The 23930-nt window shown below is 73.6% G+C and carries 23 protein-coding genes; 19 read left to right on the top strand and 4 right to left on the bottom strand.

The genetic code is table 11. The annotated features are described in order from the left end of the window. Positions 1 to 338 precede the first annotated feature (338 nt). The 12 genes from AAFN69_RS16565 to AAFN69_RS16510 all read left to right on the top strand — a co-directional run bounded on the left by AAFN69_RS16565 (position 339) and on the right by AAFN69_RS16510 (position 13744). On the top strand, positions 339 to 2459 hold the full coding sequence (locus AAFN69_RS16565) for a tetratricopeptide repeat protein (RefSeq protein ID WP_347729260.1): 2121 nt from the start codon (positions 339 to 341) through the stop codon (positions 2457 to 2459). 143 nt (positions 2460 to 2602) lie between these two features. After that, on the top strand, positions 2603 to 3718 hold the full coding sequence (ald, locus tag AAFN69_RS16560) for an alanine dehydrogenase (RefSeq protein ID WP_347729295.1): 1116 nt from the start codon (positions 2603 to 2605) through the stop codon (positions 3716 to 3718). A 501-nt stretch (positions 3719 to 4219) separates the two neighbouring features. Next, a complete protein-coding gene (locus AAFN69_RS16555; RefSeq protein WP_347729294.1) occupies positions 4220 to 5245 on the top strand; it encodes a ParA family protein in 1026 nt (341 codons plus the stop codon). Next, positions 5242 to 5793: a hypothetical protein gene (locus AAFN69_RS16550; protein WP_347729293.1), complete on the top strand. Its 552-nt coding sequence runs from the start codon at positions 5242 to 5244 to the stop codon at positions 5791 to 5793. The genes AAFN69_RS16555 and AAFN69_RS16550 overlap by 4 nt, the downstream gene beginning before the upstream one ends. Positions 5794 to 5856: 63 nt before the next feature. Beyond that, positions 5857 to 7044, top strand: a complete 1188-nt coding sequence (locus tag AAFN69_RS16545; RefSeq protein ID WP_347729259.1) for a segregation/condensation protein A — start codon at positions 5857 to 5859, stop codon at positions 7042 to 7044. Further along, positions 7041 to 7691, top strand: a complete 651-nt coding sequence (gene scpB / locus AAFN69_RS16540) for an SMC-Scp complex subunit ScpB (RefSeq protein ID WP_347729258.1) — start codon at positions 7041 to 7043, stop codon at positions 7689 to 7691. Before AAFN69_RS16545 ends, scpB begins: the two co-directional genes overlap by 4 nt. Beyond that, complete coding sequence (locus tag AAFN69_RS16535) at positions 7691 to 8905, top strand: pseudouridine synthase (RefSeq protein ID WP_347729257.1); 1215 nt, start codon at positions 7691 to 7693, stop codon at positions 8903 to 8905. Before scpB ends, AAFN69_RS16535 begins: the two co-directional genes overlap by 1 nt. A 455-nt stretch (positions 8906 to 9360) precedes the next feature. After that, positions 9361 to 10017 carry a nicotinamide riboside transporter PnuC gene (gene pnuC / locus AAFN69_RS16530; RefSeq protein ID WP_347729256.1) on the top strand — a complete coding sequence of 219 codons (657 nt, stop codon included), beginning with the start codon at positions 9361 to 9363 and terminating at the stop codon, positions 10015 to 10017. Between the two features lie 2 nt (positions 10018 to 10019). Continuing rightward, positions 10020 to 11114, top strand: a complete 1095-nt coding sequence (locus AAFN69_RS16525) for an AAA family ATPase (RefSeq protein ID WP_347729292.1) — start codon at positions 10020 to 10022, stop codon at positions 11112 to 11114. Beyond that, on the top strand, positions 11114 to 11884 hold the full coding sequence (locus AAFN69_RS16520; RefSeq protein WP_347729255.1) for an NUDIX domain-containing protein: 771 nt from the start codon (positions 11114 to 11116) through the stop codon (positions 11882 to 11884). The genes AAFN69_RS16525 and AAFN69_RS16520 overlap by 1 nt, the downstream gene beginning before the upstream one ends. 2 nt (positions 11885 to 11886) lie before the next feature. Further along, complete coding sequence (locus AAFN69_RS16515) at positions 11887 to 12921, top strand: ADP-ribosylglycohydrolase family protein (RefSeq protein WP_347729254.1); 1035 nt, start codon at positions 11887 to 11889, stop codon at positions 12919 to 12921. Positions 12922 to 12991: 70 nt separating this feature from the next. Then, positions 12992 to 13744, top strand: a complete 753-nt coding sequence (locus AAFN69_RS16510) for a nucleotidyltransferase domain-containing protein (RefSeq protein ID WP_347729253.1) — start codon at positions 12992 to 12994, stop codon at positions 13742 to 13744. Here the strand turns inward: AAFN69_RS16510 and AAFN69_RS16505 are convergent. Further along, the gene (locus AAFN69_RS16505) at positions 13670 to 14413 is read right to left on the bottom strand and encodes a nucleotidyltransferase domain-containing protein (RefSeq protein ID WP_347729252.1); all 744 of its coding nucleotides are present in this window, start codon (positions 14411 to 14413) and stop codon (positions 13670 to 13672) included. The two genes, AAFN69_RS16510 and AAFN69_RS16505, sit on opposite strands and share 75 nt — an antisense overlap. Before the next feature lie 79 nt (positions 14414 to 14492). Further along, positions 14493 to 14939, bottom strand: coding sequence for a Rieske (2Fe-2S) protein (locus AAFN69_RS16500; RefSeq protein WP_347729251.1), 447 nt, complete (start codon positions 14937 to 14939; stop codon positions 14493 to 14495). Between the two features lie 134 nt (positions 14940 to 15073). Between AAFN69_RS16500 and AAFN69_RS16495 the strand changes: the two genes are divergently transcribed. The 5 genes from AAFN69_RS16495 to der all read left to right on the top strand — a co-directional run bounded on the left by AAFN69_RS16495 (position 15074) and on the right by der (position 20021). Next, positions 15074 to 15661: a YidB family protein gene (locus tag AAFN69_RS16495; protein WP_347729250.1), complete on the top strand. Its 588-nt coding sequence runs from the start codon at positions 15074 to 15076 to the stop codon at positions 15659 to 15661. Positions 15662 to 15790: 129 nt separating this feature from the next. After that, positions 15791 to 16876, top strand: a complete 1086-nt coding sequence (locus AAFN69_RS16490; RefSeq protein WP_347729249.1) for a prephenate dehydrogenase — start codon at positions 15791 to 15793, stop codon at positions 16874 to 16876. A gap of 231 nt (positions 16877 to 17107) precedes the next feature. Next, on the top strand, positions 17108 to 17812 hold the full coding sequence (cmk, locus tag AAFN69_RS16485; RefSeq protein WP_347729248.1) for a (d)CMP kinase: 705 nt from the start codon (positions 17108 to 17110) through the stop codon (positions 17810 to 17812). Positions 17813 to 17919: 107 nt separating this feature from the next. Further along, positions 17920 to 18513: a lysophospholipid acyltransferase family protein gene (locus tag AAFN69_RS16480; protein WP_347729291.1), complete on the top strand. Its 594-nt coding sequence runs from the start codon at positions 17920 to 17922 to the stop codon at positions 18511 to 18513. Between the two features lie 59 nt (positions 18514 to 18572). After that, positions 18573 to 20021, top strand: coding sequence for a ribosome biogenesis GTPase Der (gene der, locus AAFN69_RS16475; RefSeq protein WP_347729247.1), 1449 nt, complete (start codon positions 18573 to 18575; stop codon positions 20019 to 20021). Between the two features lie 144 nt (positions 20022 to 20165). Here der and AAFN69_RS16470 read toward each other — a convergent pair whose 3' ends face one another. Together AAFN69_RS16470 and AAFN69_RS16465 are read right to left on the bottom strand one after the other, a co-directional pair. Then, a complete protein-coding gene (locus AAFN69_RS16470; RefSeq protein ID WP_347729246.1) occupies positions 20166 to 20456 on the bottom strand; it encodes a hypothetical protein in 291 nt (96 codons plus the stop codon). Between the two features lie 156 nt (positions 20457 to 20612). Next, complete coding sequence (locus tag AAFN69_RS16465) at positions 20613 to 21416, bottom strand: hypothetical protein (protein ID WP_347729245.1); 804 nt, start codon at positions 21414 to 21416, stop codon at positions 20613 to 20615. A gap of 482 nt (positions 21417 to 21898) precedes the next feature. Between AAFN69_RS16465 and AAFN69_RS16460 the strand changes: the two genes are divergently transcribed. Both AAFN69_RS16460 and AAFN69_RS16455 read left to right on the top strand, forming a co-directional pair. Beyond that, a complete protein-coding gene (locus AAFN69_RS16460; RefSeq protein WP_347729244.1) occupies positions 21899 to 22462 on the top strand; it encodes a transglycosylase family protein in 564 nt (187 codons plus the stop codon). Between the two features lie 55 nt (positions 22463 to 22517). Next, positions 22518 to 23804: a glycosyltransferase gene (locus tag AAFN69_RS16455; RefSeq protein WP_347729243.1), complete on the top strand. Its 1287-nt coding sequence runs from the start codon at positions 22518 to 22520 to the stop codon at positions 23802 to 23804. Positions 23805 to 23930 lie beyond the last annotated feature (126 nt).

Genomic DNA, 23930 nt, shown 5'->3' with positions numbered 1-23930 from the left:
GCACCCCTCGTGCCCGCCGGTCCGTCCGTGCGGGGCCGGATCCGGGCATGGCCGCCGGGCCCGTACGCCTCCGGCCGGTCCGCCGGTCACGCCCCCGCGCGGCGACCCGCGACCGGCGTCGCCCGACCCCGCTCCGTACACATGCGCACGCTTCCATGGGCCGGATCGGTGATCGCCGTTCCGCCAATCCGATGATCTTTCGATCGGATTGATCTGATCGGGCGATTCGCCGGGCACGCTCCGCACGGTCCGTAGCAGAGAGTGAACTACGCTCGGAACGGCCCGTGCGGATTCCCTGCGGGCTCGTGAGGTGCACGGACTGGACGGGAGCGTGGCCCGTGGCTGATCAGGCGGTGGACTCGGGCGGTCGGGCCGAGGCGTCCCGGGGTCAATTCTTCGGGCGGCAAAGGGAACTGAAGGCCCTTCAGGCAGATATCGAGCGCGCCGGGCTCGACACCATCGCCGGCCGCAAGGCCCCCCGTGCCCGAGTGCTGCTGATCGCCGGCCGGCCCGGTTCCGGCCGGAGCACGCTCGCCGCGCGGCTGGTCGCCGAGATCGCCGGAGAGTACCCCGACGGGGTACTGCGCGCCCGGCTCACCGAGCCGGGCGGACGCCGGGTCCCGACCGAGGAGACGGCCCGTGCCCTGCTGGAGAGCCTGGGCGTCCAGGGGCCGCCCGGCGCCGACGGGGACGAGCTCTCGCAGCTGCTGCGCGAGGCGCTCGACGGCCGCCGCGCGGTGCTCCTCCTCGATGACGCGGCCGACGCGGAGCAGGTCGATCCGCTCCTCCCCGACAACCCCGACTGCCTCCTCGTGGCGGTCTCCGGCGGCCCGCTGACCGGAATCCCCGGAGTCCGCCCGTGCACCCTCGGCGGCATGGACCCCAAGGCGGCCATCGAGCTCCTCACCACCTTCACCGGATCCGTCCGGATCACCGTGGACCCGCAGGCCGCCGAATCCGTCGCCGAGGAGTGCGGCGGACTCCCCGCCGCGCTGGTGCTGGTCGGCGGCTGGCTGGCGGCCCGCCCCACCGCATCCGTCGCCGACGCCACCCGCCGGCTGCGCGCCCTCCCCGCCGGGGACGGCGAGGGGCCCCAGAGCCCGCGCCCGGCGGACCGGGCCTTCCGGCTGGTGTACGAGGCCCTCCCGGCGGGCCCCGCCCGGATGCTGCGGCTGCTCTCCCTCGCCCCCGCCGGACTCGCCGACCCGCACACCGCCGCCGCGCTCGCGGGCTGCTCCGTCGCGGAGGCCCGGTCGGCCCTGGACGGCTTCGCGTCGCTCGGCCTGCTGCACCCCGAGGACGGGTACCACCGGGTGCCGGGCGGGCTCCACCCGCTGCTCGCGGCGCTGACCGAGAGCAGCGACAAACCGGCCGAGGTGCAGCTGGCGCGCGCCCGGATGCTGGAGCGGGCGGTGCGCAGGCTCCAGGCGTGCAGGGCGGTGACCGAGCCGGAGGGCTCCCCGGCCCGGGAGGCGCTCGAAGGGATGCCGCACGGGCTCCGCTTCCGTGACGCCGAGGCCGCCGGCCGGTGGCTGCGCCGCAAGCAGCCCCTTCTGCTGGCCGCCGCCCGGGTCGCGGTCGAGGACGGCGGGCTCGACACCCTCGCCCGCCGGCTGGTCTCCGCGCTGGTGCGGGCGCTCGCCGCGCACCGGGGCACCGAGGCCGCCGCCCCCGAGCTGTACGGGCTCCACCGGCTCGTCCTCGATGTCGCCGAGCGCCGGGGGCTGCACCGGGAAGTGGCCGCCGCGCTCCTCAATCTCGCCGATCTGGACGCCAGGACCGGACGGAACGAGGCGGCGCTGGCCCGCTACCGGGCCGCCCTGGACGCGGGACGGGCCGCGAACGACCCGTACGCCACCGGCCGCGCGATGGAATCCGTCGGCGCCGCCCACCAGGAGCTGGGCGACTGGAACCGGGCCGCCGACTGGTACGGGCGGGCGCTCGCCCAGCGCCAGGCCCGGGGGGAGCGCGCGGACGAGGCGCGGCTGTACGGGCGGCTCGGCACCGTCCACACCTACGCCGGGCGGTACGGCGAGGCCCTGCGGGGCTGGCGCGCCTCCGTCGCCGCGTACCGCAGGGTCGGCGATCTGCCCGCCCAGGCGAGGGCGCTCAGCGAGGTGGCCCGGGTGCAGGAGTACGCGGGCAGGCCCCAGGAGTCGCTGCACACCTGCCGCGAGGCGGTCGAATGGGCCCGGCGTGCCGGTGACCAGCGGCTGCACGCGGCGCTTCAGCTCCGGCTGGCCGACACCCTCGACCGGCTCGGCGATCCGGCCGCCGCCCGGCTGCACCGGACCACGGCGGAGCGGCTGCTGGAGCGGGAGGAGGCACGGGATCCGGGTGCCCCGGAGGCCGGGCCGGGGCGGGGTGCCGGGGCCCCCGGCCGCGCCGGAATCGACGCGAAGGAAGGCCACCCGAAGGGTGCTACCTACGAAATCCGTAGTGTCATGGTCGAAGATTAATGCTTTGTAAGGCTAGACAGCGGGAACTCCTTCATTAGACTGGCTGCACCGCGCCTTTTCCGTGGTGTCTGCCGGTGCGCCTCCGTGCATCCGGAATGTATGGACGTACCCCTCTGTCCCCTGAGTCAAGGACCGTGATCGACGTGTTGGTCGGCATCCCCCGCGAGGTCAAGAACAACGAGTTCCGGGTGGCGATCACCCCCGCCGGCGTGCACGAGCTCGTGCGCCACGGCCATGAGGTCGTCATCGAGCAGGGCGCCGGCACCGGCTCCTCGATCACGGACGCCGAGTACATCGCGGCCGGCGCGCGGATCCTCCTCACCGCCGACGAGGTCTGGGCCGCCGCCGACCTGCTGCTGAAGGTCAAGGAGCCGATCGCCGAGGAGTACCACCGCCTCCGCAAGGACCAGACCCTCTTCACCTATCTGCACCTCGCCGCCTCCCGCGAGTGCACGGACGCCCTGCTGGAGTCCGGCACCACCGCGATCGCCTACGAGACGGTCGAGACCGCGGGCCGCGCGCTCCCGCTGCTGGCCCCGATGTCCGAGGTCGCGGGCCGGCTGGCCCCGCAGGTCGGCGCCTACCACCTGATGCGCTCGGCCGGCGGCCGCGGTGTGCTGCCCGGCGGTGTCCCCGGCACCCACGCCGGCCGTGCCGTCGTCATCGGCGGCGGTGTCTCCGGCTGGAGCGCCGCGCAGATCGCCGTCGGCATGGGCTTCCACGTGACCCTGCTCGACCGCGACATCAACAAGCTCCGCGAGGCCGACAAGATCTTCGGCACCAGGGTGCAGACGGTCGTCTCCAACAGCTACGAGCTCGAGAAGGCGGTCATCGACGCCGACCTCGTCATCGGCGCGGTGCTCATCCCGGGCGCGAAGGCACCGAAACTGGTCACCAACGAGCTCGTCGCCAAGATGAAGCCCGGAAGTGTTCTTGTCGACATCGCGATCGACCAGGGCGGCTGCTTCGAGGACTCCCGTCCGACCACGCACGCCGAGCCGACCTTCCCGGTGCACAACTCGGTCTTCTACTGCGTCGCCAACATGCCCGGCGCCGTTCCGCACACCTCCACCTACGCGCTCACCAACGCGACGCTGCCGTACATCGTCGAGCTGGCCAACCGCGGCTGGACCGAGGCGCTCCGCCGTGACCCGGCACTCGCCCTCGGCCTCAACACCCATGACGGCCAGGTTGTTTACGGCCCGGTCGCCGAGGCCCACGGCCTGCCCCACACCGAGTTGAGCGCGCTTCTCGGCTGACGGACGGACGGCCGGTCAACGCCCGCCGTCAACATCGCGCCCCCGGCCGGATCTTGCGGAGCAAGGTCCGGCCGGACGCGTTCCCGGCTCCGGCGGGGGCCCGTGCGACTCGTCCAGTCCGTAACTCTTCAACCGATTCGCGCACCCCCGAAACCCGGCGGCCGACTCCCGCCGAACCGGCCGCGCACCCTTGACAGAAGGGTGTTCCGTTGCCGACACATCGGGCCGGGTCCGGTGGATTGTGTTGCTGCGGAGCGGTGACACGCCATAGAGTCGCCAACCGTCGGCATGGTGCCACGCTGACCTATCGATAAAGTCCTGGTCACGTCCAAGGAGGTAAGACGACTTGTGAATGAGTCGACATTTACTCCCGGGGGTGGTCGAGCGGTGACGCCTGTACGGGGACTGAGCCCGTCGTCCGGGCTGGATGCTGTCGGCTCCGCAGCTGTCCGGACCTTCGCGACACACCAGGACACCACGCACATGACGACAGCCCACACGATGAAGATGACGGACGGCCTACACGTGAACGCCACGGCCGGCAACGAGAGTGGCCGAGAGTCCACCCACTTCGCCGCCTACGAGGAAGTCCCCGAGGGGCACTTCTACGACCCCGACGCCGAATACGAGCCCGATCCGGAGTACGCGGCCACGCTCGCGCCGGACGCCGCGCGCCAGCGCCGCGAGCGGATCGGCCCCACCGGGCGGCCTTTGCCGTACTTCCCGATCCCGGGACCGCTCACCGATCACGGTCCCGCGAAGATCATCGCGATGTGCAACCAGAAGGGCGGCGTGGGCAAGACCACGTCGACCATCAATCTGGGCGCCGCGCTCGCGGAGTACGGACGGCGTGTCCTGCTCGTCGACTTCGACCCGCAGGGAGCCCTGTCGGTCGGTCTCGGCGTGAATCCGATGGAGCTCGACCTCACCGTCTACAACCTGCTCATGGAGCGCGGGATGTCGGCGGACGAGGTGCTGCTGAAGACCGCCGTGCCCAATATGGACCTGCTGCCGAGCAATATCGACTTGTCGGCCGCCGAGGTGCAGCTGGTCAGCGAGGTCGCGCGCGAGTCGACACTTCAGCGCGCGCTCAAGCCGCTGCTCCCCGACTACGACTACATCGTGATCGACTGTCAGCCCTCGCTCGGTCTCCTCACCGTGAACGCGCTCACCGCCGCTCACAAGGTGATCGTCCCGCTGGAGTGCGAGTTCTTCGCGCTGCGCGGTGTGGCGCTGCTCACCGAGACGATCGAGAAGGTCCAGGAGCGGCTCAACCCCGATCTGGAGCTGGACGGCATTCTCGCCACGATGTACGACTCGCGCACGGTCCACAGCCGCGAGGTGCTCGCCCGCGTGGTGGAGGCGTTCGACGATCACGTCTACCACACGGTGATCGGACGCACCGTCCGCTTCCCGGAGACCACCGTGGCCGGTGAGCCGATCACCACCTACGCGTCCAACTCCGTCGGTGCCGCCGCCTACCGTCAGCTCGCCAGGGAGGTGCTCGCCCGGTGTCACGCCGAGTGAGTCTGCCCGGTGCCGACGAGCTGTTCCGCACCACCGGGGGAATGGCACTCCAGCCGTCGTCACCGCGCAGGCCGGCGAAGGGGGAGCCGAGGGTCCCCGCGCCCGCGGGGGAGACCGATCCCCTGCCCGGTTCCGGGGCCGATTCCGACCGCGCGGACGAGCAGCACACGGCAGCCGCCCCCGACGGCGGCGCCGAGGGGCGCAGCAGGGCCGAGGAGGGCGCGCAGCCCTCCTCCCAGGCGGCGGCCAAGGCGCGGCGCCCGCAGGCCGCCCAGGAGCCCGCTGGGGCCCCTGCGCGGCGGACCAGGGGGGGCAGGGGGGCGAACCGCCGCCCGAGCGGCCGTGAGCGGCACGACGAGAAGATCACGGTCTATGTCTCCGCCGAGGAGCTGATGGACCTCGAACACGCGCGGCTGGTGCTGCGCGGCGAGCACGGGCTGGCCGTCGACCGCGGGCGGATCGTCCGCGAGGCAGTCGCCGTGGTGCTGGCCGATCTCGAACAGCGCGGCGACGCGAGCATCCTCGTGCGCCGCCTCAGAGGCCGCTGAGGGTAGCCTGCGGGCTGCCACTGCCGGCCCTTGCGCACCGCTTTGCACCACTCTGGACATGCCATGCCCCCGACTGATCCGTCCCGCCCGCCGCGCCGTGCCCTGGGGCGGGGTCCGGGATCGGCCCGGCCGCCGGGGGAGTCCGCCCCGCCAGGCCCCCCGGTCGCGGGCGGGGACACGCCCCTGCCGCCGCCCGAGGCTCCGGGGGCTCGGGCGGCGCCTGCCCCCGACCCGGACCCGTCCCCGGACGCGTCTTCCGACCCGGACCCGTCCCCCGACCCGGACCCGTCCCCCGACCCGGACCCGTCCCCCGACCCCGCGCCGACCCCGGACCCCGCGCCGACCCCGGATCCCGTGCCGGTCGCGGGCCCCGAGGACGGCTCCGAGGACGGCTCCGGCGACGGTGACACGCGGTTCACGGTGCGGCTGGCCAATTTCGAGGGCCCCTTCGATCTGCTGCTCCAGCTCATCGCCCGGCACAAGCTCGATGTGACCGAGGTCGCCCTCTCGAAAGTCACCGACGAGTTCATCGCCCACATCCGGGCCCTCGGCGACGACTGGGATCTCGACCAGACCACCGAATTCCTGGTCGTCGCGGCCACCCTGCTCGATCTCAAGGCCGCCCGGCTGCTGCCCGCCGCCGAGATCGAGGACGAGGCCGATCTCGCCCTCCTCGAAGCCCGTGATCTGCTCTTCGCCCGGCTGCTCCAGTACCGCGCGTACAAGCGGATCGCGGCGGTGCTCGGCGAGCGGTTCGAGGCGGAGGGCCGCCGCCACCCCCGTACCGTCGGACTCGAACCGCACCTGGCCGAGCTGCTGCCCGAGGTCGTCATCAGTATCGGCCCGGAGGGATTCGCCGCCCTCGCCGCCCGGGCGATGCGGCCCAAGCCGCCGCCGCAGGTGTACGTCGACCACATTCACGCGCCGCTGGTCAGCGTGCGCGAGCAGGCCGAGCTGGTGATCGCCGTGCTGCGGGAGCGGGGCCGGGCCACCTTCCGGGAGCTGGTGGAGGGCGCCGGGGACGACACCCTCACGGTGGTGGCGCGGTTCCTCGCCCTGCTGGAGCTCTACCGCGACAGGGCGGTCGCCCTCGATCAGGCGGAGGCCCTCGGGGAGCTGCTGGTCACCTGGACCGGCGGCGAGGCGGCGGCCGGAGTCGGTGACGAGTTCGACCGGCCCGCCGCCCCGGCACGGGAAGCCGCCCCGGCACAGGCACAGGAACAGGAACAGGTACGGAAGGAGCGGCCGTGAGCGATCTGCTGCCCGCGCTCGAAGCGGTGCTGATGGTGGTCGACGAGCCGGCCTCGGAGGAACACCTCGCCAAGGTGCTGGAACAGCCCCGCCGGGCCGTCGCCGGCGCCCTGCGCGAGCTGGCCGACGACTACACCCGGCAGGGGCGCGGTTTCGAGCTGCGGCTCGTCGCGGGCGGCTGGCGGTTCTACTCCCGTCCCGAGCACGCGGAGGCCGTCGAGCGCTTCCTTCTCGACGGCCGGCAGGCACGGCTGACCCAGGCCGCGCTGGAGACCCTGGCGGTCGTCGCGTACCGCCAGCCGGTGAGCCGTTCCCGGCTCTCCGCCGTGCGCGGAGTGAACTGCGACGGGGTGCTGCGCACCCTTGTTCAGCGCGGTCTGGTGACCGAGGCGGGCGCGGAACCCGAAACAGGTGCGATCCTGTACAGGACGACGAACTACTTTCTGGAGCGGATGGGCCTGCGCGGCCTGGACGAGCTGCCGGAGCCGGCGCCCTTCCTCCCCGAGGCCGAGGCGATCGAGGCCGAGACGCAGGAAGGCGTACCGTCGTTCGATCCGGACGCTCCGGACACCGAGGCGGACGGACGGCCGGACCACCGGACGGACGGCCCGCCGGACAGACATCCAGACGATTCGACGGAACTTTGATGCGAAGCAGCGGCAGGGACAGCAGCGGGAAGAGCGGCGGGCGCGGGAACACCCGGGGCGCCGGCAACTCCCGCGACGACAAGCAGAAGCGTGCGGGCAAGCCCCGGCCCGAGGAGCGCCGCTACGACGTCGGTGGTTCCTCCGACGGTCCCCGGAGCGGCCCGAAGGCCGGCGGCTCCCGGGGCGGCGCGAAGGGCGGCCCCTCCGGCGGCGGTGCGCGCGGCGGCTCGGCGGGCGGCTCCCGGGGCGGTTCGGCGGGCGGCTCGCGCTCCGGCTCCGGCTCCGGCGGCGGGGCTCCGCAGGGCGGCGCCAAGCAGGGACGCGGCGCCTCGGCCCGCGGCGGTGCCAAGGGCGGCCCGAAGCGGTCCCCGCAGAGCGCCGGCCGCTGGACCCCGGCGCGCTCCCGCGAGTACGACGCCAGGACCGAGGAGCGCAACCGCGAGCGGTACGCGGACAAGCCGGAGATCAAGACGCCCAAGACCTTCGGCGACCAGGAGGGCGAGCGCCTGCAGAAGGTGCTGGCCAGGGCCGGTATGGGCTCGCGCCGTGCGTGCGAGGAGCTGATCGAGGCCGGCCGGGTCGAGATCAATGGCCAGATCGTCATGGAGCAGGGTGTCCGGGTGGACCCCGACAAGGACGAGATCAAGGTCGACGGGCTGACCGTGGCCACCCAGTCGCATCTCTTCTTCGCGCTGAACAAGCCGGCCGGTGTGGTCTCCACCATGGAGGACCCGGACGGCCGCCAGTGCCTCGGCGACTACGTCACCAACCGGGAGACCCGGCTCTTCCACGTCGGCCGGCTCGACACCGAGACCGAGGGCATCATCCTGCTCACCAACCACGGCGAGCTGGCGCACCGGCTGACCCACCCCAAGTACGGCGTGAAGAAGACCTACCTCGCGGCGATCCAGGGACCGCTCCCGCGTGAGCTGGGCAAGCGGCTCAAGGACGGTATTCCGCTGGAGGACGGGTACGCCCGTGCCGACCACTTCCGGGTGGTGGAGAACACCGGCAAGAACTACCTCGTCGAGGTGACCCTCCACGAGGGGCGCAAGCACATCGTCCGCCGGATGCTCGCCGAGGCCGGATTCCCGGTCGACCGGCTGGTGCGGACGGCCTTCGGCCCGATCGGGCTGGGCGACCAGAAGTCGGGCTGGCTGCGCCGGCTCACCAACACCGAGGTCGGCATGCTGATGAAGGAGGTCGGCCTCTAGGACTCCGGGGCCTCGGGGGCCTCCGGGTCCTCCGGGGTTCTTCTGGGTCCTGGGCCTCGCGGCCCCACTCCCGCCGGGTGAAGCCCGCGGTTCCTCGGAGCCGCGGGCTTTCTCCGTGCCCCGTGCCCGTGCCCCGTGCCCGTGCACTCGCCCGGTGTCCGCCCGCATGCGAAGGCCGGGTCCCTCGCCCCTCAATCGCCGGCGGGGCTGGTTTTGCCCCGTGTCCCGCGAAGGCCGGGTCCTTCGCGCCTCAATCGCCGGCGGGGCTGGTTTTGCCCCGTGTCCCGCGAAGGCCGGGCTCTTCGCGTCGCAGTCACCGGCGGGGCTGATCTTGTCCCGTGATGGCCGGCGGGGCCGGCTCCGCCCTCGCGTCTCCGTCGGATTCGGGCCCCGCGGCGCTTGTGCGGCCACCGGTCTTCTTTTATAGTCAACATGACTATTAAAGGAGCGGGTTGTTGAGTCTCTCGCAGATACTGGATCCCTTGCAGCAACCGCTGTTCACCGTGCTCGACACCCCGGTGAGCTGGACCGAGGTGCTCGGCTTCGGGAGCGGCGCGCTCTGCGTCTGGCTCGTGGCCCGGCAGCACATCGCCAACTGGCCGATCGGCATCGCCAACAACCTCTTCTTCATCCTGCTCTTCACCCAGGCCGGGCTGTACGCCGACGCCGGCCTCCAGATCGTCTTCATCACCCTCGCCGCGTACGGCTGGTGGACCTGGACCCACGGGGGTGGACCAGGCTCCGGCACTCTTCCGGTACGGCGCACCAGCCGTACCGAATGGGTATGGCTCATCTCGGCGGGGGTGGTGGGGACCACGGCCATCACCCTGCTCCTCGACCGCGCCACCGACTCCACCGTCCCCTTCTGGGACGCCCTCACCACCGCCCTCTCCCTGATGGCGACCTACGGCCAGTGCCGCAAGCGGCTCGAATCGTGGTGGCTGTGGATCGCCGCGGACGTGGTCTACATCCCGCTCTACGCCCACAAGGGCCTCTACCTCACCTCGCTGCTCTACACCGGCTTCCTGGCCCTGTGCGTCCTCGGACTGCGCAACTGGTCCCGGGACGCGCGCACCGCGCCGGCCGGGTCCGTGCGGGCGGTGGCGGCATGAGGGTGCGTCAGTACGGACACGGCCTCGTCCTCGGCAAGTTCTATCCGCCGCACGCCGGCCACCACCATCTCGTCGACACCGCGGCCGGCCACTGCGACCGGCTGACCGTGCTGGTCTGCGCGGCGTCCGTGGAGTCCATCCCGCTCGCCGACCGGGTCGACTGGATGCGCCGGGCCCATCCCGGTGTCCGGGTGGTCGGTGCCGTCGACGACATCCCCATGGACACCGGCGACCCGGCGGTCTGGGACGCCCACATGGCGGTCTTCCACGCCGCCGTCCCCGAGCCGGTCGACGCCGTCTTCACCTCGGAGGCGTACGGGGAGGAACTGGGCCGCCGCTTCGGCGCCCGCGCCGTCAGTGTCGACCCCGAGCGGAACCTCTTCCCGGTCTCCGGCACCGCCGTGCGCCGGGACCCCGCCGCCTGCTGGGGCTTCCTCCGCCCGCCCGTGCGCGCCGCCCTGACCCGCCGGGTGGTGGTCCTGGGCGCCGAGTCCACCGGCACCACCACCATGGCGCGGGCCCTCGCCACGCACTACCGGCGGCGCGGCGGGGTCTGGTCGGCCACCCGCTGGGTGCCCGAGTACGGACGGGAGTTCAGCGAACGCAAACTGGCCCGGCTGCGCGAGGCCAGGCCCGGGGCGCCCTGGGGCGAGGTCGCCTTCGAACCGGACGACTTCGCGGAGATCGCCCGGCGTCAGTGCGAGCAGGAGGAGACCGCCGCCGCGCACGGCTCACCGGTGCTCTTCTGCGACACCGACGCCTTCGCCACCACCATCTGGCACGAGCGCTATCTCGGCGGCGCCCACGAGGAGGTCGCCCGGATCGCCGCCCGGGCGCGCGGACGGCAGCAGCTGTGGCTGCTCACCGACCACGAGGGGGTTCCCTTCGAGGACGACGGGCTGCGCGACGGGGAGGAACTGCGGCCCTGGATGACCGGGCGGTTCGCCGCCGAACTCGCCCGCACCGGACGGCGGACCGTACGCCTCACCGGATCGCACGAGGCCCGGCTGGCCACCGCGGTCGCCGCCGTGGACGAGCTCCTCGGCGCCGGCTGGGGCCTCGCCGACCCCCTCCCCGACCTCACGGAGCGGCACTGATGGCGAACGGATCCGGCGGCGGACGGCACCCCGGCACCGCGGGCCCGGCCGGCCGGCCGCCCGCGTACGACCCCCGTGCCTTCCACCCCTTCGCGGTCACCGTGGACCTCGCCGTCTTCACCGTCCGCGAGGGGCTGCTGCACGTCCTGCTCGTCCAGCGGGGCGAGGAGCCCTACCGGGGCGCCTGGGCGCTCCCCGGCGGTTTCGTCCGTCCGGAGGAGTCCGCCGGGATCGCCGCCCGCCGGGAACTGGCCGAGGAGACCGGACTCTCCCCGGACACCGTCCGCGGACTCCACCTCGAACAGCTGCGGACCTACAGCGAACCGGACCGCGACCCGAGGATGCGGGTCGTCTCCGTCGCGTACGCCGCCCTCCTGCCCGACCTGCCCGAACCGCGTGGCGGCGGCGACGCGGCCGAGGCGCGCTGGGCACCGCTCCCGGCCGCCGCCCCGCTCGCCTTCGACCATGAGCGGATCCTCGCCGACGCGACCGACCGCATCGGCGCCAAGCTCGAGTACACCTGTCTGGCCACCAGCTTCTGCCCGCCCGAATTCACCCTCGGCGAGCTCCAGCGGGTGTACGAGACGGTCTGGGGCGTCGACCTGGACCGGCCCAACTTCCGGCGGAAAGTCCTCGCCACACCCGGCTTCGTCGAAGCCGTCGAGGGCCCGCCGCGCCGTACCGGCGGCCGGGGCAAACCGGCCGCGCTCTACCGGGCGGGTACCGCATCCGCCCTGCACCCTCCGCTTCTGCGACCGGAAGGACGGTAGTCATGACCACGCTCAGGACTCCGGGGACCGTCACCAAGCAGGCCGCCACCGGCTCACTCATCGGGCTCGCGCTCGGCGACGCGCTCGGCTTCCCGACCGAATTCAACGACGTACCCCAGATCCTCACCAAGTCCGGCCCCTGGCGGCGGATGGAACTGCCCCGGCCCGCCTTCGTCACCGACGACACCCAGATGACCCTCGCCGTCGGCCGCGCCATCCGCACCGCCATGGACCGGGGAGTACTCGCCGCGGACCGGCTGCTGCCGCCGCTGCGCGCGGAGTTCACCGCCTGGCTGCACGACCCGGAGAACAACCGCGCCCCCGGCGACACCTGCCTCGCCGCCTGCCGCCTCCTCGACAACGAGCGGCTGCCCTGGCAGGACGCCAGCCGGATGCGGTCCAAGGGCTGCGGCGCCAATATGCGCGTCGCGCCGGTCGGCCTGGTCCCCGGACTGAGCGGCGAGCAGCGGGCCGGGGCCGCGCAGCTCCAGGCCGCGCTCACCCACGGCCACCCCACCGCGCTCGCCGCGAGCGATCTCACCGCCCGCGCCGTCTTCCTCCTCGCCACCGGCACCGAACCGCTCGGCCTGGTCGGCCGGCTGCGGTCGTACGCGTACGAGAACCGCACCCGCTACCCCGAGCGCTGGCTCGGCAATCTGTGGCGGTACTCGGGCGACCAGAGCCCCGAGGCGTACATGGCCAGGGGCTGGAACGAATGCCTGGAGATCCTGGACCGGCTCACCGGAGCCCTGCGCTCCGCCAATCCCGAGACGGACCCCTGCGAGACCACCGGCGACGGCTGGATCGCCGAGGAGGCGCTCGCCACCGCGCTCCAGTGCTTCCTGCTCTTCCCCGAGGACCCGGTCACCGCGCTGCGCCGGGCCGCCTGCACCCGGGGCGACTCCGACTCCATCGCCTGTCTCACCGGTGCCTTCGCCGGAGCCCATCTCGGCGCCGGGGCCTGGCCCAAGGAGTGGTCGGAGCGGATCGAGTACCGCAGCGACCTGATGTCGCTGGCGGCGCTCTGGGACTCCTGAACACCCGCCGGTGCCTCCCGGGCCGGGGCCCGCCGCCTCACCGCGCGTCCCGGCCCGGGAGAATCGCCGTATGACAGATCTCTCAGCGGTCGGCCTCGCCGATGTCGTCGCGGAGCAGCCGGACCCGCTGCTCTTCGCCACCGTCTCCGGCGCCCATCTGTACGGCTTCCCGTCCCGGGACTCGGATGTGGACCTGCGCGGAGTCCATCTGCTGCCGGTGGCCGACCTGGTGGGGCTCGACGAGCCCGAGGAGACCCGGTCCCGGATGTGGACGCGGGACGGCACCGAGCTGGATCTCGTCACCCACGATCTGCGGAAGTTCGTCCGGCTGATGCTCCGCCGCAACGGCTATGTCCTGGAGCAGCTCCTCTCGCCGCTGGTCGTGCACACCTCACCGGCCCATGCCGAGCTGGTCTCCCTCGCGCCCGGAGCCGTCACCTTCCACCACGCCCACCACTACCGGGGTTTCGCCGGCACCCAGTGGCGGCTCTTCGAGCGGACCGGCGAACTCAAACCCCTGCTCTACACCTTCCGGGCCCTGCTCACCGGCGTCCATCTGATGCGCACCGGACGGATCGAGGCCCATCTGCCCACCCTGATCGAGGAGTGCGGCGCCCCGGGATATCTGCCCGGACTGATCGCGGCCAAGGCGGACGCCGAGCACGGCCGGGCGGACGGCACCGACCCGGCCGCCGTGCGCGCCGATGTGGAGGCGCTCCACGCGCTCCTGGAGGAGGAGCGGGAGAAGTCAGCGCTGCCGGGGGAGCCCGGGGGCCTCGGGGCGCTGAAGGACTTCGCCGTACGGATACGGCTGGAGCGCTGAGGCGCGGCGCACCCGGATCAGGAAGTCCTCGACCCGGGCGCGGTCCGGCTCCGGCGGGAGCGGGGTGCGGGCGGCGGCGGCGTCCGACTCGTCGGCGGCGCGGGTCATCCAGCCGTCGAACTCGGCCCAGCCGACCTCGCCGCGCCGGACCGCCAGCAGCCGCTCCCGGTCGGCGCCGGCATCGAGCACCAGCTCACCGGTGCGCAGCAGGTCGCGGCAGCTCAGCAGCAGCCGCAGCAGATGCATCGCGGGCTTCCAGCGCGGCGCGCCGTCCCGCCCGGCACCCGCGCGCAGTCTGGCGTGCTGGGCGCGGGCGTACCGGGTGAAGGTGCGGTGCACCTCCCGGGAGAGAAAGGCGCCGCGCAGCGACAGCAGCTCCCGGCCGGTGTCGTCGAGGTGCTCCACGAGCGGGGAGTGCAGACACTCCAGGATGTTCGGGTTGGCCAGCAGCGCGAGCCCGCAGAAGCGTTCCAGCTCCCAGGAGAACTGCTCGTCCGCAGGCCCCTCGGCATGGGTCGGGGGCTTGTCGAACCCCCAGAAGGCGGGGGTGGGCGCGACGAAGACCCCGCGCCGGTCGGTGTCGCTGGCCTCGGTGGCGAGGCCGAAGGCGCGCGACCCCATGACGCAGGAGTAGACGGTGTGATCGCGGACCAGTTCCTCCGGACTCATGCCGGTCAGCGTAGGGCGCCGAGGCCGGGACTCTCCCGCCGGGGCGGGTCCGCTCTCCGGCCCGGGCCGGTCTCCCGGGTCAGGCGAGGCGGATCACTCCGCCGGATACGGTGATCCGCTCGGGCGGCAGCGGGCGCACCGCCGGACCCCGGACGACCGAGCCGTCCGCGATCCGGAACTCGCTCCCGTGGCAGGGACAGTCGACGGTGCCGTCGGCGACCGTGGTGACCAGGCAGTGCTGATGGGTGCAGACCGCCGAGAACGCCCGGAAATCACCCGGTACGGGCTGGGTCACCACGACCTTCTCGTCGGCGAAGATCTTTCCCCCGCCGACCGGGATGTCGGCGGTACGGGCCAGTCCGCCCCCGGCCGCCCCCGTCCGGTTCGTCTGTTCCCCGGGTGTCCGTCCGCCGTCCGCCGTCGCCGCGGACTCTCCGGAGCCGCCCCCTCCGCCGCAGCCCGCCGCACCGGCCGCGATCATCGCGGCGGCGGACGCCGTCAGCACTCTCCGTCGGCGGATGTCCATCGGCGCGCTCCCTCGGGATGGGTGACATATTCCTTTTGCGGTGCATCCTCCCTCCCCCGGCGCCCCGAGGCGGGGCGCGGCGCGCTCGGAGGTGCCCGAGTGGCGGCGGATCCCGGCCCGAGTGACCTTGACCGGTGAGACGGATCGATCCTTCGCCCCCCGGAAGCGGAAACACGGCGGGCAACGATCTCGGCAGACCCCTCGGCGCGCTTCCCGGCGTCGGCCAGGGCGGCAGCGGTCAGGGCGGTGGCGGCGGCGCGGGCCGCGTCCTCGGCGCCCTGATCGGCGCGCCGGCCGGCAAGGGCGGCACCGGTACGAGCGCGGGCACGGCCGGCGGCAGCAGCCTGAACGGGCTCATCGACCTCCTCACCACATCCGGCCTCGCCGACAAGGCCCGGTCCCGGGCCGGCACCGGCGCCGGCAAACCCGTCGACGGGGCGCGGATCGCCGAAGCCCTGCCCGACGACACCCCGCGCAAGGTCGCCGCCGGCGCAGGGGTCACCCCGGAACAGGCGGCCGGCCGGATCGCCCATTCCCTGCCCACGGCCGTCGACCGGCTCACTCCGGGCGGCCGCGTGCCCCAGGAGTCCCCGGAGGAGATCATCGGGGCCGGCGCGCCTGACCCCCGGCGGCGGCGCTCCCGGCCCCGGCCCCGGTCCCGCTCCCGCTCCCGGAGGGCAGTCCCGGAGGACGGTCCCGGCAGCGCCGCACCCGGCCGCTGACTACGCTGTCACCGGAGCGATGCCCCGGGTCGTCACGGATCCTCGCCCCAGTCGAAGCCGGTTCCGACCGGGCCGAGATCTCCCCGCCCGCCCCGGCGCCCGCAGCCGCTCCCGCAAGGACACCGCACAGTGAGAACCGCCCTCGTCATCGGAACCGGTCTGATCGGCACCTCGGCCGCGCTCGCCCTCGCCGGCCGGGGCGTCGCCGTCCACCTCGCCGACCACGACCCGGAGCGGGCGCGCACCGCCGCCGCGCTCGGCGCGGGCACGGACGACCCGCCCGAGGGCCCCGTCGACCTGGCGGTCGTCGCCGTACCCCCGGCACACACCGCCAAGGCGCTCGCCGACGCCATGGGAGCCGGGCTCGCCCGCGGCTACCTGGACGTCGCCAGCGTCAAGGGCGGCCCGCGCCGCGAGCTGGAGGCGCTCTCCCTCGACCTCTCCGCCTACATCGGCACCCACCCCATGTCCGGCAAGGAGCGCTCCGGCCCGCTCGCCGCGGGCGCGGACCTCTTCGAGGGCCGCCCCTGGGTCCTCACCCCCACCCGGGACACGGACACCGAGGTACTCAACCTCGCCCTGGAGCTCGTCGCGCTCTGCGGAGCCGTCCCCGTGGTCATGGACGCCGACGCCCACGACCGGGCCGTCGCCCTCGTCTCCCACACCCCCCAGCTGCTCTCCTCGCTGGTGGCCGCCCGGCTGCGGGAGGCCGACGAGACCGCGGTGCGGCTCTGCGGCCAGGGCATCCGCGATGTCACCCGGATCGCCGCCTCCGACCCCCGGATGTGGGTGGACATCCTCTCCGCCAACCCCGGACCGGTCGCCGACGTGCTCGCCGGGGTCGCCGCCGATCTCGACGAGACGGTCCGTGCGCTGCGCTCCCTCCAGTCCGCCGACGAGACGGAGCGCCGGGGCGGCGCCGACGGCATCCAGGAGGTGCTGCGCCGGGGCAACGAGGGCCGCGCCCGGGTCCCGGGCAAGCACGGCGCGGCGCCGGCCTCGTACGAGATCGTCGCGGTCCTCATCGGCGACCGCCCGGGCGAGCTGGCCCGGATCTTCGCCGACGCGGACCACGCGGGCGTCAACATCGAGGACGTCCGCATCGAGCACGCCACCGGCCGGCAGGCGGGTCTCGTCCAGCTCATGGTGGAGCCCATGGCCGCGACGCTGCTCTCCGCGGCCCTCCGCGAGCGGGGCTGGTCGATCCGCCAGTAACCTCCGCACCCCGCCCAGCGCCCCTGCGGGCCCCCTCCCGGGCCCCATGTGCCCGCACCGGCCCGGGCGTACGGCACACCGCGGGACGGCCCGGACACCCGCCGCCGGGGCCGCCCGGGGCCGCCGCGCGCCCGGCCCCGGCGTCCGCGTGTCCATGGCGGTCCCCGCACTCGGTAACCTTGGTCGGGGCCCACCGCAATTCCGCCTGGCCCGCTCCCCACCTCAGGAAGGGTGTCCGCCACCGTGGAATCCGTGATCGTCGCCATCGACGGCCCCGCCGGCACGGGGAAGTCGAGCACGTCCAGGGCCGTGGCCGCCCAGCTCGGCCTGAGCTACCTGGACACCGGCGCCCAGTACCGGGCGATCACCTGGTGGATGATCAGCAACGGTGTCGACACCGACGACCCCGAGGCCGTCGCCGGCGCCGCCGAGAAGCCCGCCATCGTCTCCGGCACCGACCCGGCCGCCCCCACCATCACGGTCGACGGCGCGGACGCCGCCGGACCCATCCGCACCCAGGAGGTCAGCTCCCGGGTCAGCGCCGTCAGCGCGGTCCCCGCGGTGCGGACCCGGATCACCGAGCTCCAGCGGGTCATCGCCGCCTCCGCGCCCGGCGGCATCGTCGTCGAGGGCCGGGACATCGGTACCACCGTCCTCCCCGACGCCGACCTCAAGATCTTCCTCACCGCCTCGCCGGAGGCGCGTGCCGCCCGCCGCAGCGGTGAGATCCAGGGCGCGGATGTCGCCGCCACCCGGGAAGCCCTGCTGAAGCGGGACGCCGCCGACTCCGGCCGGAAGACCTCGCCGCTGGCCAAGGCCGACGACGCCGTCGAGGTCGACACCACCGAGCTCACCCTCCAGCAGGTCATCGAGTGCGTCGTCACCCTGGTGGAGGAGCGCCGCGCGGCCGGTGCCGGGGAGCGGACGGCACGGTGACACTTCGTACGGGGACACCCGCCGCGACCGGGGGACCGGGCACGGCGGGCACCGGCGCCCCCTCCGCGCGCGGCGCGGCGGTCGGGCGGCGGATCGGCATCGGCCTGATGTACGGGCTGTGGCGCCCCCGGGTGCTCGGCGCCTGGCGGGTTCCGGCCGCCGGACCCGTGATCCTCGCCGTCAACCACTCGCACATGGTCGACGGCCCCATGCTGATGGGCACCGCGCCCCGGCCGGTGCACTTCCTGATCAAGAAGGAAGCGTTCGTCGGCCCGCTCGACCCCTTTCTGCTCGGCATCGGCCAGCTGAAGGTGGACCGGGCGAGCACCGACCGCACCGCCGTGACCGGGGCGCTCGGCGTCCTGGAGCAGGGCGGCGTCCTCGGGATCTTCCCCGAGGGCACCCGCGGTGAGGGGGACTTCGCCTCGCTGCGCGCCGGGCTCGCCTACTTCGCGGTGCGCTCCGGCGCCCCGATCGTCCCGGTGGCCGTGCTGGGAAGCACGGAGCGGCCGGGACGGTTGATCAGGGCACTGCCTCCGCTGCGCGGCAGGGTGGACGTCGTCTTCGGCGACGCCTTCGAAGCGGGGGACGGCACCGGCCGCCGCACCCGTACGGCGCTGGACGAGGCCACCGTACGCATCCAGGAGCGGCTCACCGCCCACCTGGAAAACGCCAGGCGCCTCACCGGGCGCACCGGGTAAGACTTTGAGCAGCGGGATCGCGCGACCGTGATCCCGTTCACGACCGAGGAACGGACTTCATGAACGACCAGCACGACCACGGAGCACTCGGCGACGCCGAGTACGCGGAGTTCATGGAGCTCGCCGCGGAAGAGGGTTTCGACGCCGAGGACATCGAGAACGCGCTCGACGAGGCCGGACACGGCCCGCTGCCCGTCCTCGCCGTCGTCGGCCGCCCGAATGTCGGCAAGTCGACCCTGGTGAACCGGATCATCGGCCGCCGCGAGGCCGTCGTCGAGGACAAGCCCGGTGTCACCCGGGACCGGGTCACCTATGAGGCGGAGTGGGCGGGCCGCCGTTTCAAGGTCGTCGACACCGGCGGCTGGGAGCAGGACGTCCTCGGGATCGACGCCTCCGTCGCCGCCCAGGCGGAGTACGCGATCGAGGCGGCCGACGCGGTCGTCTTCGTGGTCGACTCCACGGTCGGCGCCACCGACACCGACGAGGCGGTCGTCAGGCTGCTGCGCCGGGCCGGCAAGCCCGTGGTGCTCTGCGCCAACAAGGTCGACGGACCCAGCGGCGAGGCCGACGCCACCGCCCTGTGGTCGCTCGGTCTCGGCGAGCCGCACCCGGTCTCCTCGCTGCACGGCCGCGGTACCGGCGACATGCTGGACGCCGTGCTGGAGGCGCTGCCGGAGGCCCCGGCGCAGACCTTCGGCGCCGCGGTCGGCGGACCGCGCCGGATCGCCCTCATCGGCCGCCCGAATGTCGGCAAGTCGTCCCTGCTGAACAAGGTGGCGAACGAGGAGCGCGTCGTCGTCAACGAGATCGCGGGCACCACCCGCGACCCGGTCGACGAGCTGATCGAGCTCGGCGGAGTGACCTGGAAGTTCATCGACACGGCCGGTATCCGGCGCCGCGTCCACCTCCAGGAGGGCGCCGACTACTACGCCTCGCTGCGCACCGCCGCCGCCGTCGAGAAGGCGGAGGTCGCGGTCATCCTGATCGACGCGAGCGAGTCGATCAGCGTCCAGGACCAGCGGATCATCACCATGGCCGTGGAGGCGGGCCGCGCGATGGTGATCGCGTTCAACAAGTGGGACACCCTCGACGAGGAGCGCCGCTACTACCTGGAGCGGGAGATCGAGACGGAGCTGGCGCAGATCGCCTGGGCTCCCCGGGTCAATGTCTCGGCCCGTACCGGCCGTCACATGGAGAAGCTGGTCCCGGCGATCGAGACCGCGCTGGCCGGCTGGGAGACCCGGGTCCCCACGGGCCGGCTGAACGCCTTCCTCGGCGAGATCGTGGCCTCCCACCCGCACCCGATCCGCGGCGGCAAGCAGCCCCGCATCCTCTTCGGCACCCAGGCGGGCACCAAGCCGCCGCGGTTCGTCCTCTTCGCCTCCGGCTTCCTGGAGCACGGCTACCGCCGCTTCGTGGAGCGCCGGCTGCGCGAGGAGTTCGGCTTCGAGGGCACCCCGATCCACATCTCGGTACGGGTGCGCGAGAAGCGCGGCCGCAACAAGTAGCGGGGCGTTCCGGCCCGGCGGTACGCCGCCCGGCGGGAGCCCGCGCCGTGTGGACACGACTCCGCCCCGGACCGGCACGACGCCCGGTCCGGGGCGGAGCTCTGTTCCGCACGGGCGCACCGGTTCCCCGGCACCGGAGGCGGTTCAGATGTCCCGGCGGGGCGCCGGGGGGAGCGCGGCGGGCTGGTGATGGTGTCCCACATGCGCCCGGGGAGTGGGATAGGGCTGCCAGCCGGTGCCGGGGTAGTACGTCTGCCCGGTGGTGCCGTAGCCCCGGCCGCCGGCCGACCCGATGCCGAAGCCCTTGAAGCCGAGATCCTCCTCACCGCTGCGGTCGCCGGGCAGCGACCGGAACGCCCGCCGGTACTCGGCGCAGAGCAGGTCGAAGATCGGGGTGGGGGAGGGCTCGGCGGATGCCTCGTGTGCGGGGCGCATGCCGGGGATCTGACTCGGGTACGGCTGGCGGGACGGATCGTATGAGTGCACATATGTGCAACGACCCATCCCGCGCGCCGTCACTCTCCCCGGGCCGCTGTCACTCTCCCCGCCGCGCCCGCCCGGCCGCCGGGACCCGTCCGGCCGGGGGAGGGGTCAGGAGGTGCCGGCGAGCGGCATCGCCGCGGCCACCAGCCGGCCGCTCGCGGCCGCCTTCTCCAGGGCGTCCCGCAGCAGGTCCTCCCGGGGCTGCTGGCCGATCGAGCCGACCGGGGCGGCGAAGACCAGGACCCGGTGCGACTTGTTGGCGGCGGTGCGCCAGCCGTCGGTGACCTGGAGCGGCTGGTGCGCCTGCCACCAGGCGACGGCCGCCCCGCCCGCGGTGCCGGGCTGGAGGACCGCGTGCAGCCGGCCCATGGCGAACAGCACCGACCAGCCGGGCAGCTGCGGGGGCAGCTGTTCGAGCTGGTGGACGGGGACGAAGCCCTGCTCGATGAGGAGCGGAAGGAATTCGTCCCCGGCCTCGCCGGTGGTCCCCGGGCGGGCGATCGGCGCGGTCGGCTCCACGACCAGCGCCGGGTGGAGGTCGCCGTTGATCAGGATGAGTCCGCTGGTGACGCCCAGCACCGCCTGGCCCGGCACGGTGTCGGGCAGCGGGGAGCCGGTCTGCGCGGCGGCGGTCTGCTCCCCGGTGATGGAGCGCACGGCACCCTGGAGTTCGGACTCCGCGACCTTGACGACCTGGGAGGGGATGCAGCTGGCGTGGGCGAAGGCGAGAACGGCGGTCTCGTCGCCGACGAACAGGACGGTGCTGGTGCGCTCCTGCTCGGTGTCGCCCGGGGTGCGGCAGGAGGTGCAGTCATAGCTGCCCGGGGCGTTGTCGCCGGCGAGCAGCCGGTCGGCTTCCTGATCGCCGATCTCGGCGCGTACGTCCTCGCTGACGTCGAGCATGCGCGGCACGGGTGGCTCCTCGGACTTGTTCTCATACGCCGGGCGGATCCCGGCTCATAAAGGGTTCAACGGGCGATCCGTGGCAACGGTCACGCGCCGGGGGCGACGGAATCCAACCATCCGCCGCGGAAGGCGAGTTGGCGGGCGGAAAAGGCCGGTGTGTGTCAGCAGGGCCTGATTGCGGGGGTGTTGGGCCGGAGCGGAGTCGCACGGCCACGACAGTCACTGAGTCGATAAATACGGAAATCCACACATCGAGTGGTGGCTCGATTTCCCCGATACCGTCGGTAACCATGGACCGGGCGAGCGCGGACCGGGCCATGCGACGCGATCCGGCCCGACGCGATCCGATCCGATGCCGCCGGGCGAGCGCGGACCGGGCCGCCGGCGCGTCCGGCCGGGGGCGGACACCGGGTCCGACCGGGTGGGCCCGCGCGTGTCCCCGGCCCGGCTGCGGCGCCCGCCGCGCCCCGCTCCCTACCGTGACGCGAATGGCGACCCTGCGCTCCCTGTTCCCGGCCGCGGCCCTGGCCGCACTGCTCGCTCTCGCGCCCCACCCGGCCGCGGGCGCCGAACCCGTACCGCCGTCCGCGACCGGTGTTCCCGCGGAAGCCCCCGGCGCCGTCCCGGCGGAGGAGTGCGCCGCGACCGGCTGGCCGTGGAACTGCGTCGCCGAGTGCGAGAGCGGCGGCGACTGGCGGGCCAACACCGGCAACGGCTACTACGGCGGCCTCCAGTTCTGGCAGCCCACCTGGGAGGGCCACGGCGGACTCGCCTTCGCCGCCCGTGCCGACCTCGCCACCCGCGCCGAGCAGATCACGGTGGCTGAGGAGGTGCTGCGCACCCAGGGCTGGGGCGCCTGGCCCACCTGCTCCAAGCGGTACGGCCTCAGCGGGCGGGTCCACACCGTCCAGCCGGGGGACACCCTGTACGCCATCGCCCGCCGCTTCAAGGTGGCCGGGGGCTGGCAGGCACTGTACGAGGCCAACCGTGACGTCATCGGCGACTCACCCGACCGGATCGCGGTCGGCATGATGCTCGCCATCCCCGAGTGATCCGCATCCCCGAGTGATCCGCGAACTTTTCCCGCGGCATCGGACAACAGCAGGCATGAAGCTTTCCTTCCTGCTGCACAACGCCTACGGAATCGGCGGAACGATCCGCGCCACGTTCAATCTGACCCGCGCCCTGGCCGAGCGCCACGAGGTCGAGATCGTCTCCGTCTTCCGGCACCGCGACGAGCCGCTGATGGGCGCGCCCGCCGGCGTCACCATGAGCCACCTCGTCGATCTGCGGAAGGGCAGCCCGGAGTACGACGGCGACCACCCCGACCACCGGCTCCCCGCACGGGTCTTCCCGCGCGGGGACGGCCGCCACCGGCAGTACAGCAGGCTCACCGACACCCGGATCGGCGACCATCTGCGCACCGTCCGGGCCGATGTGGTGATCGGCACCCGGCCCGGACTCAATGTCCACCTCGCCCGCCAGACCCGCCGGGGACCGGTCCGGGTGGCCCAGGAACATCTGACCCTGGAGAGCCACAGCCGGCGGATGCACCACGAGATCGGCCGCCACTACCCCCTGCTGGACGCCCTGACCACGGTGACCGAGGCGGACGCCCGCGCCTACCGGACCGGGCTCCGGCTCCCCGGGCTGCGGATCGAGGCCATCCCCAACAGCGTGCCCGCGCCCTCGGTGGCCCCGGCCGACGGCAGCGGCCGGTGCGTCATCGCGGCGGGCCGCCTCACCCGGGTCAAGCGGTACGACGTCCTTGTCGAGGCGTTCGCCGAGGTCGCCGCCGCGCGGCCGGGCTGGCAGCTGCGGATCTACGGCAGCGGCGACGCGACCGGCAATGAGAAGACCGCGCTGACCGAGCTGATCAGAGCCCGCGGACTGGAGGGCCGGGCCGCGCTCCTCGGCAACGCGGATCCGCTGGAACGCGAGTGGGTCAAGGGATCCATCGCGGCGGTCACCTCGGAGCGCGAGTCCTTCGGCATGACGATCGTGGAGGCGATGCGGTGCGGCCTCCCCGTCGTCGCCACGGACTGCCCGCACGGACCGCGCGAGATCATCTCCGACGGAGTGGACGGACGGCTGGTCCCGGTCGGCGACACCGCCGCGTTCTCGGCCGCGCTGCTGAGCCTGATCGACGACGAGGACGGCCGCCGCCGGGCCGGCGCCGCCGCCCGCGACGCCGCCGAGCGCTTCGACCCGGCGCGGATCGCCGCCCGCCATGAGGCCCTCTTCGCCGAACTGACCGCCGCCCGCGCGGCCGGCGGCTCGCATGCCGCGGTCCGCACCGCACTCCACCGGATCCGGGGCCCGGTCACCAGCGCCGTCTTCACCACCCGCCGCACGGCCGCCGCCGCGGCCCGCCGCCTCCGCGGCACCGGCTGACGGCCGGCCGGGCCCCGCCCGTGCGGTGCCCGTACCCCCGGCACGTTCCGCGGCGGATCACCCGGGCGGTGAAGGCGGGCGCCACGCCACCCGGACCTCCCGGCGGCCCGGGGGAGCAGGGCGGCG

Source organism: Streptomyces sp. CAU 1734 (genome assembly GCF_039888735.1).
GTDB lineage: Bacteria > Actinomycetota > Actinomycetes > Streptomycetales > Streptomycetaceae > Streptomyces.
Note: the sequence above shows the minus strand (reverse complement) of the source record. Positions and strands in the feature narration are given on the sequence as shown.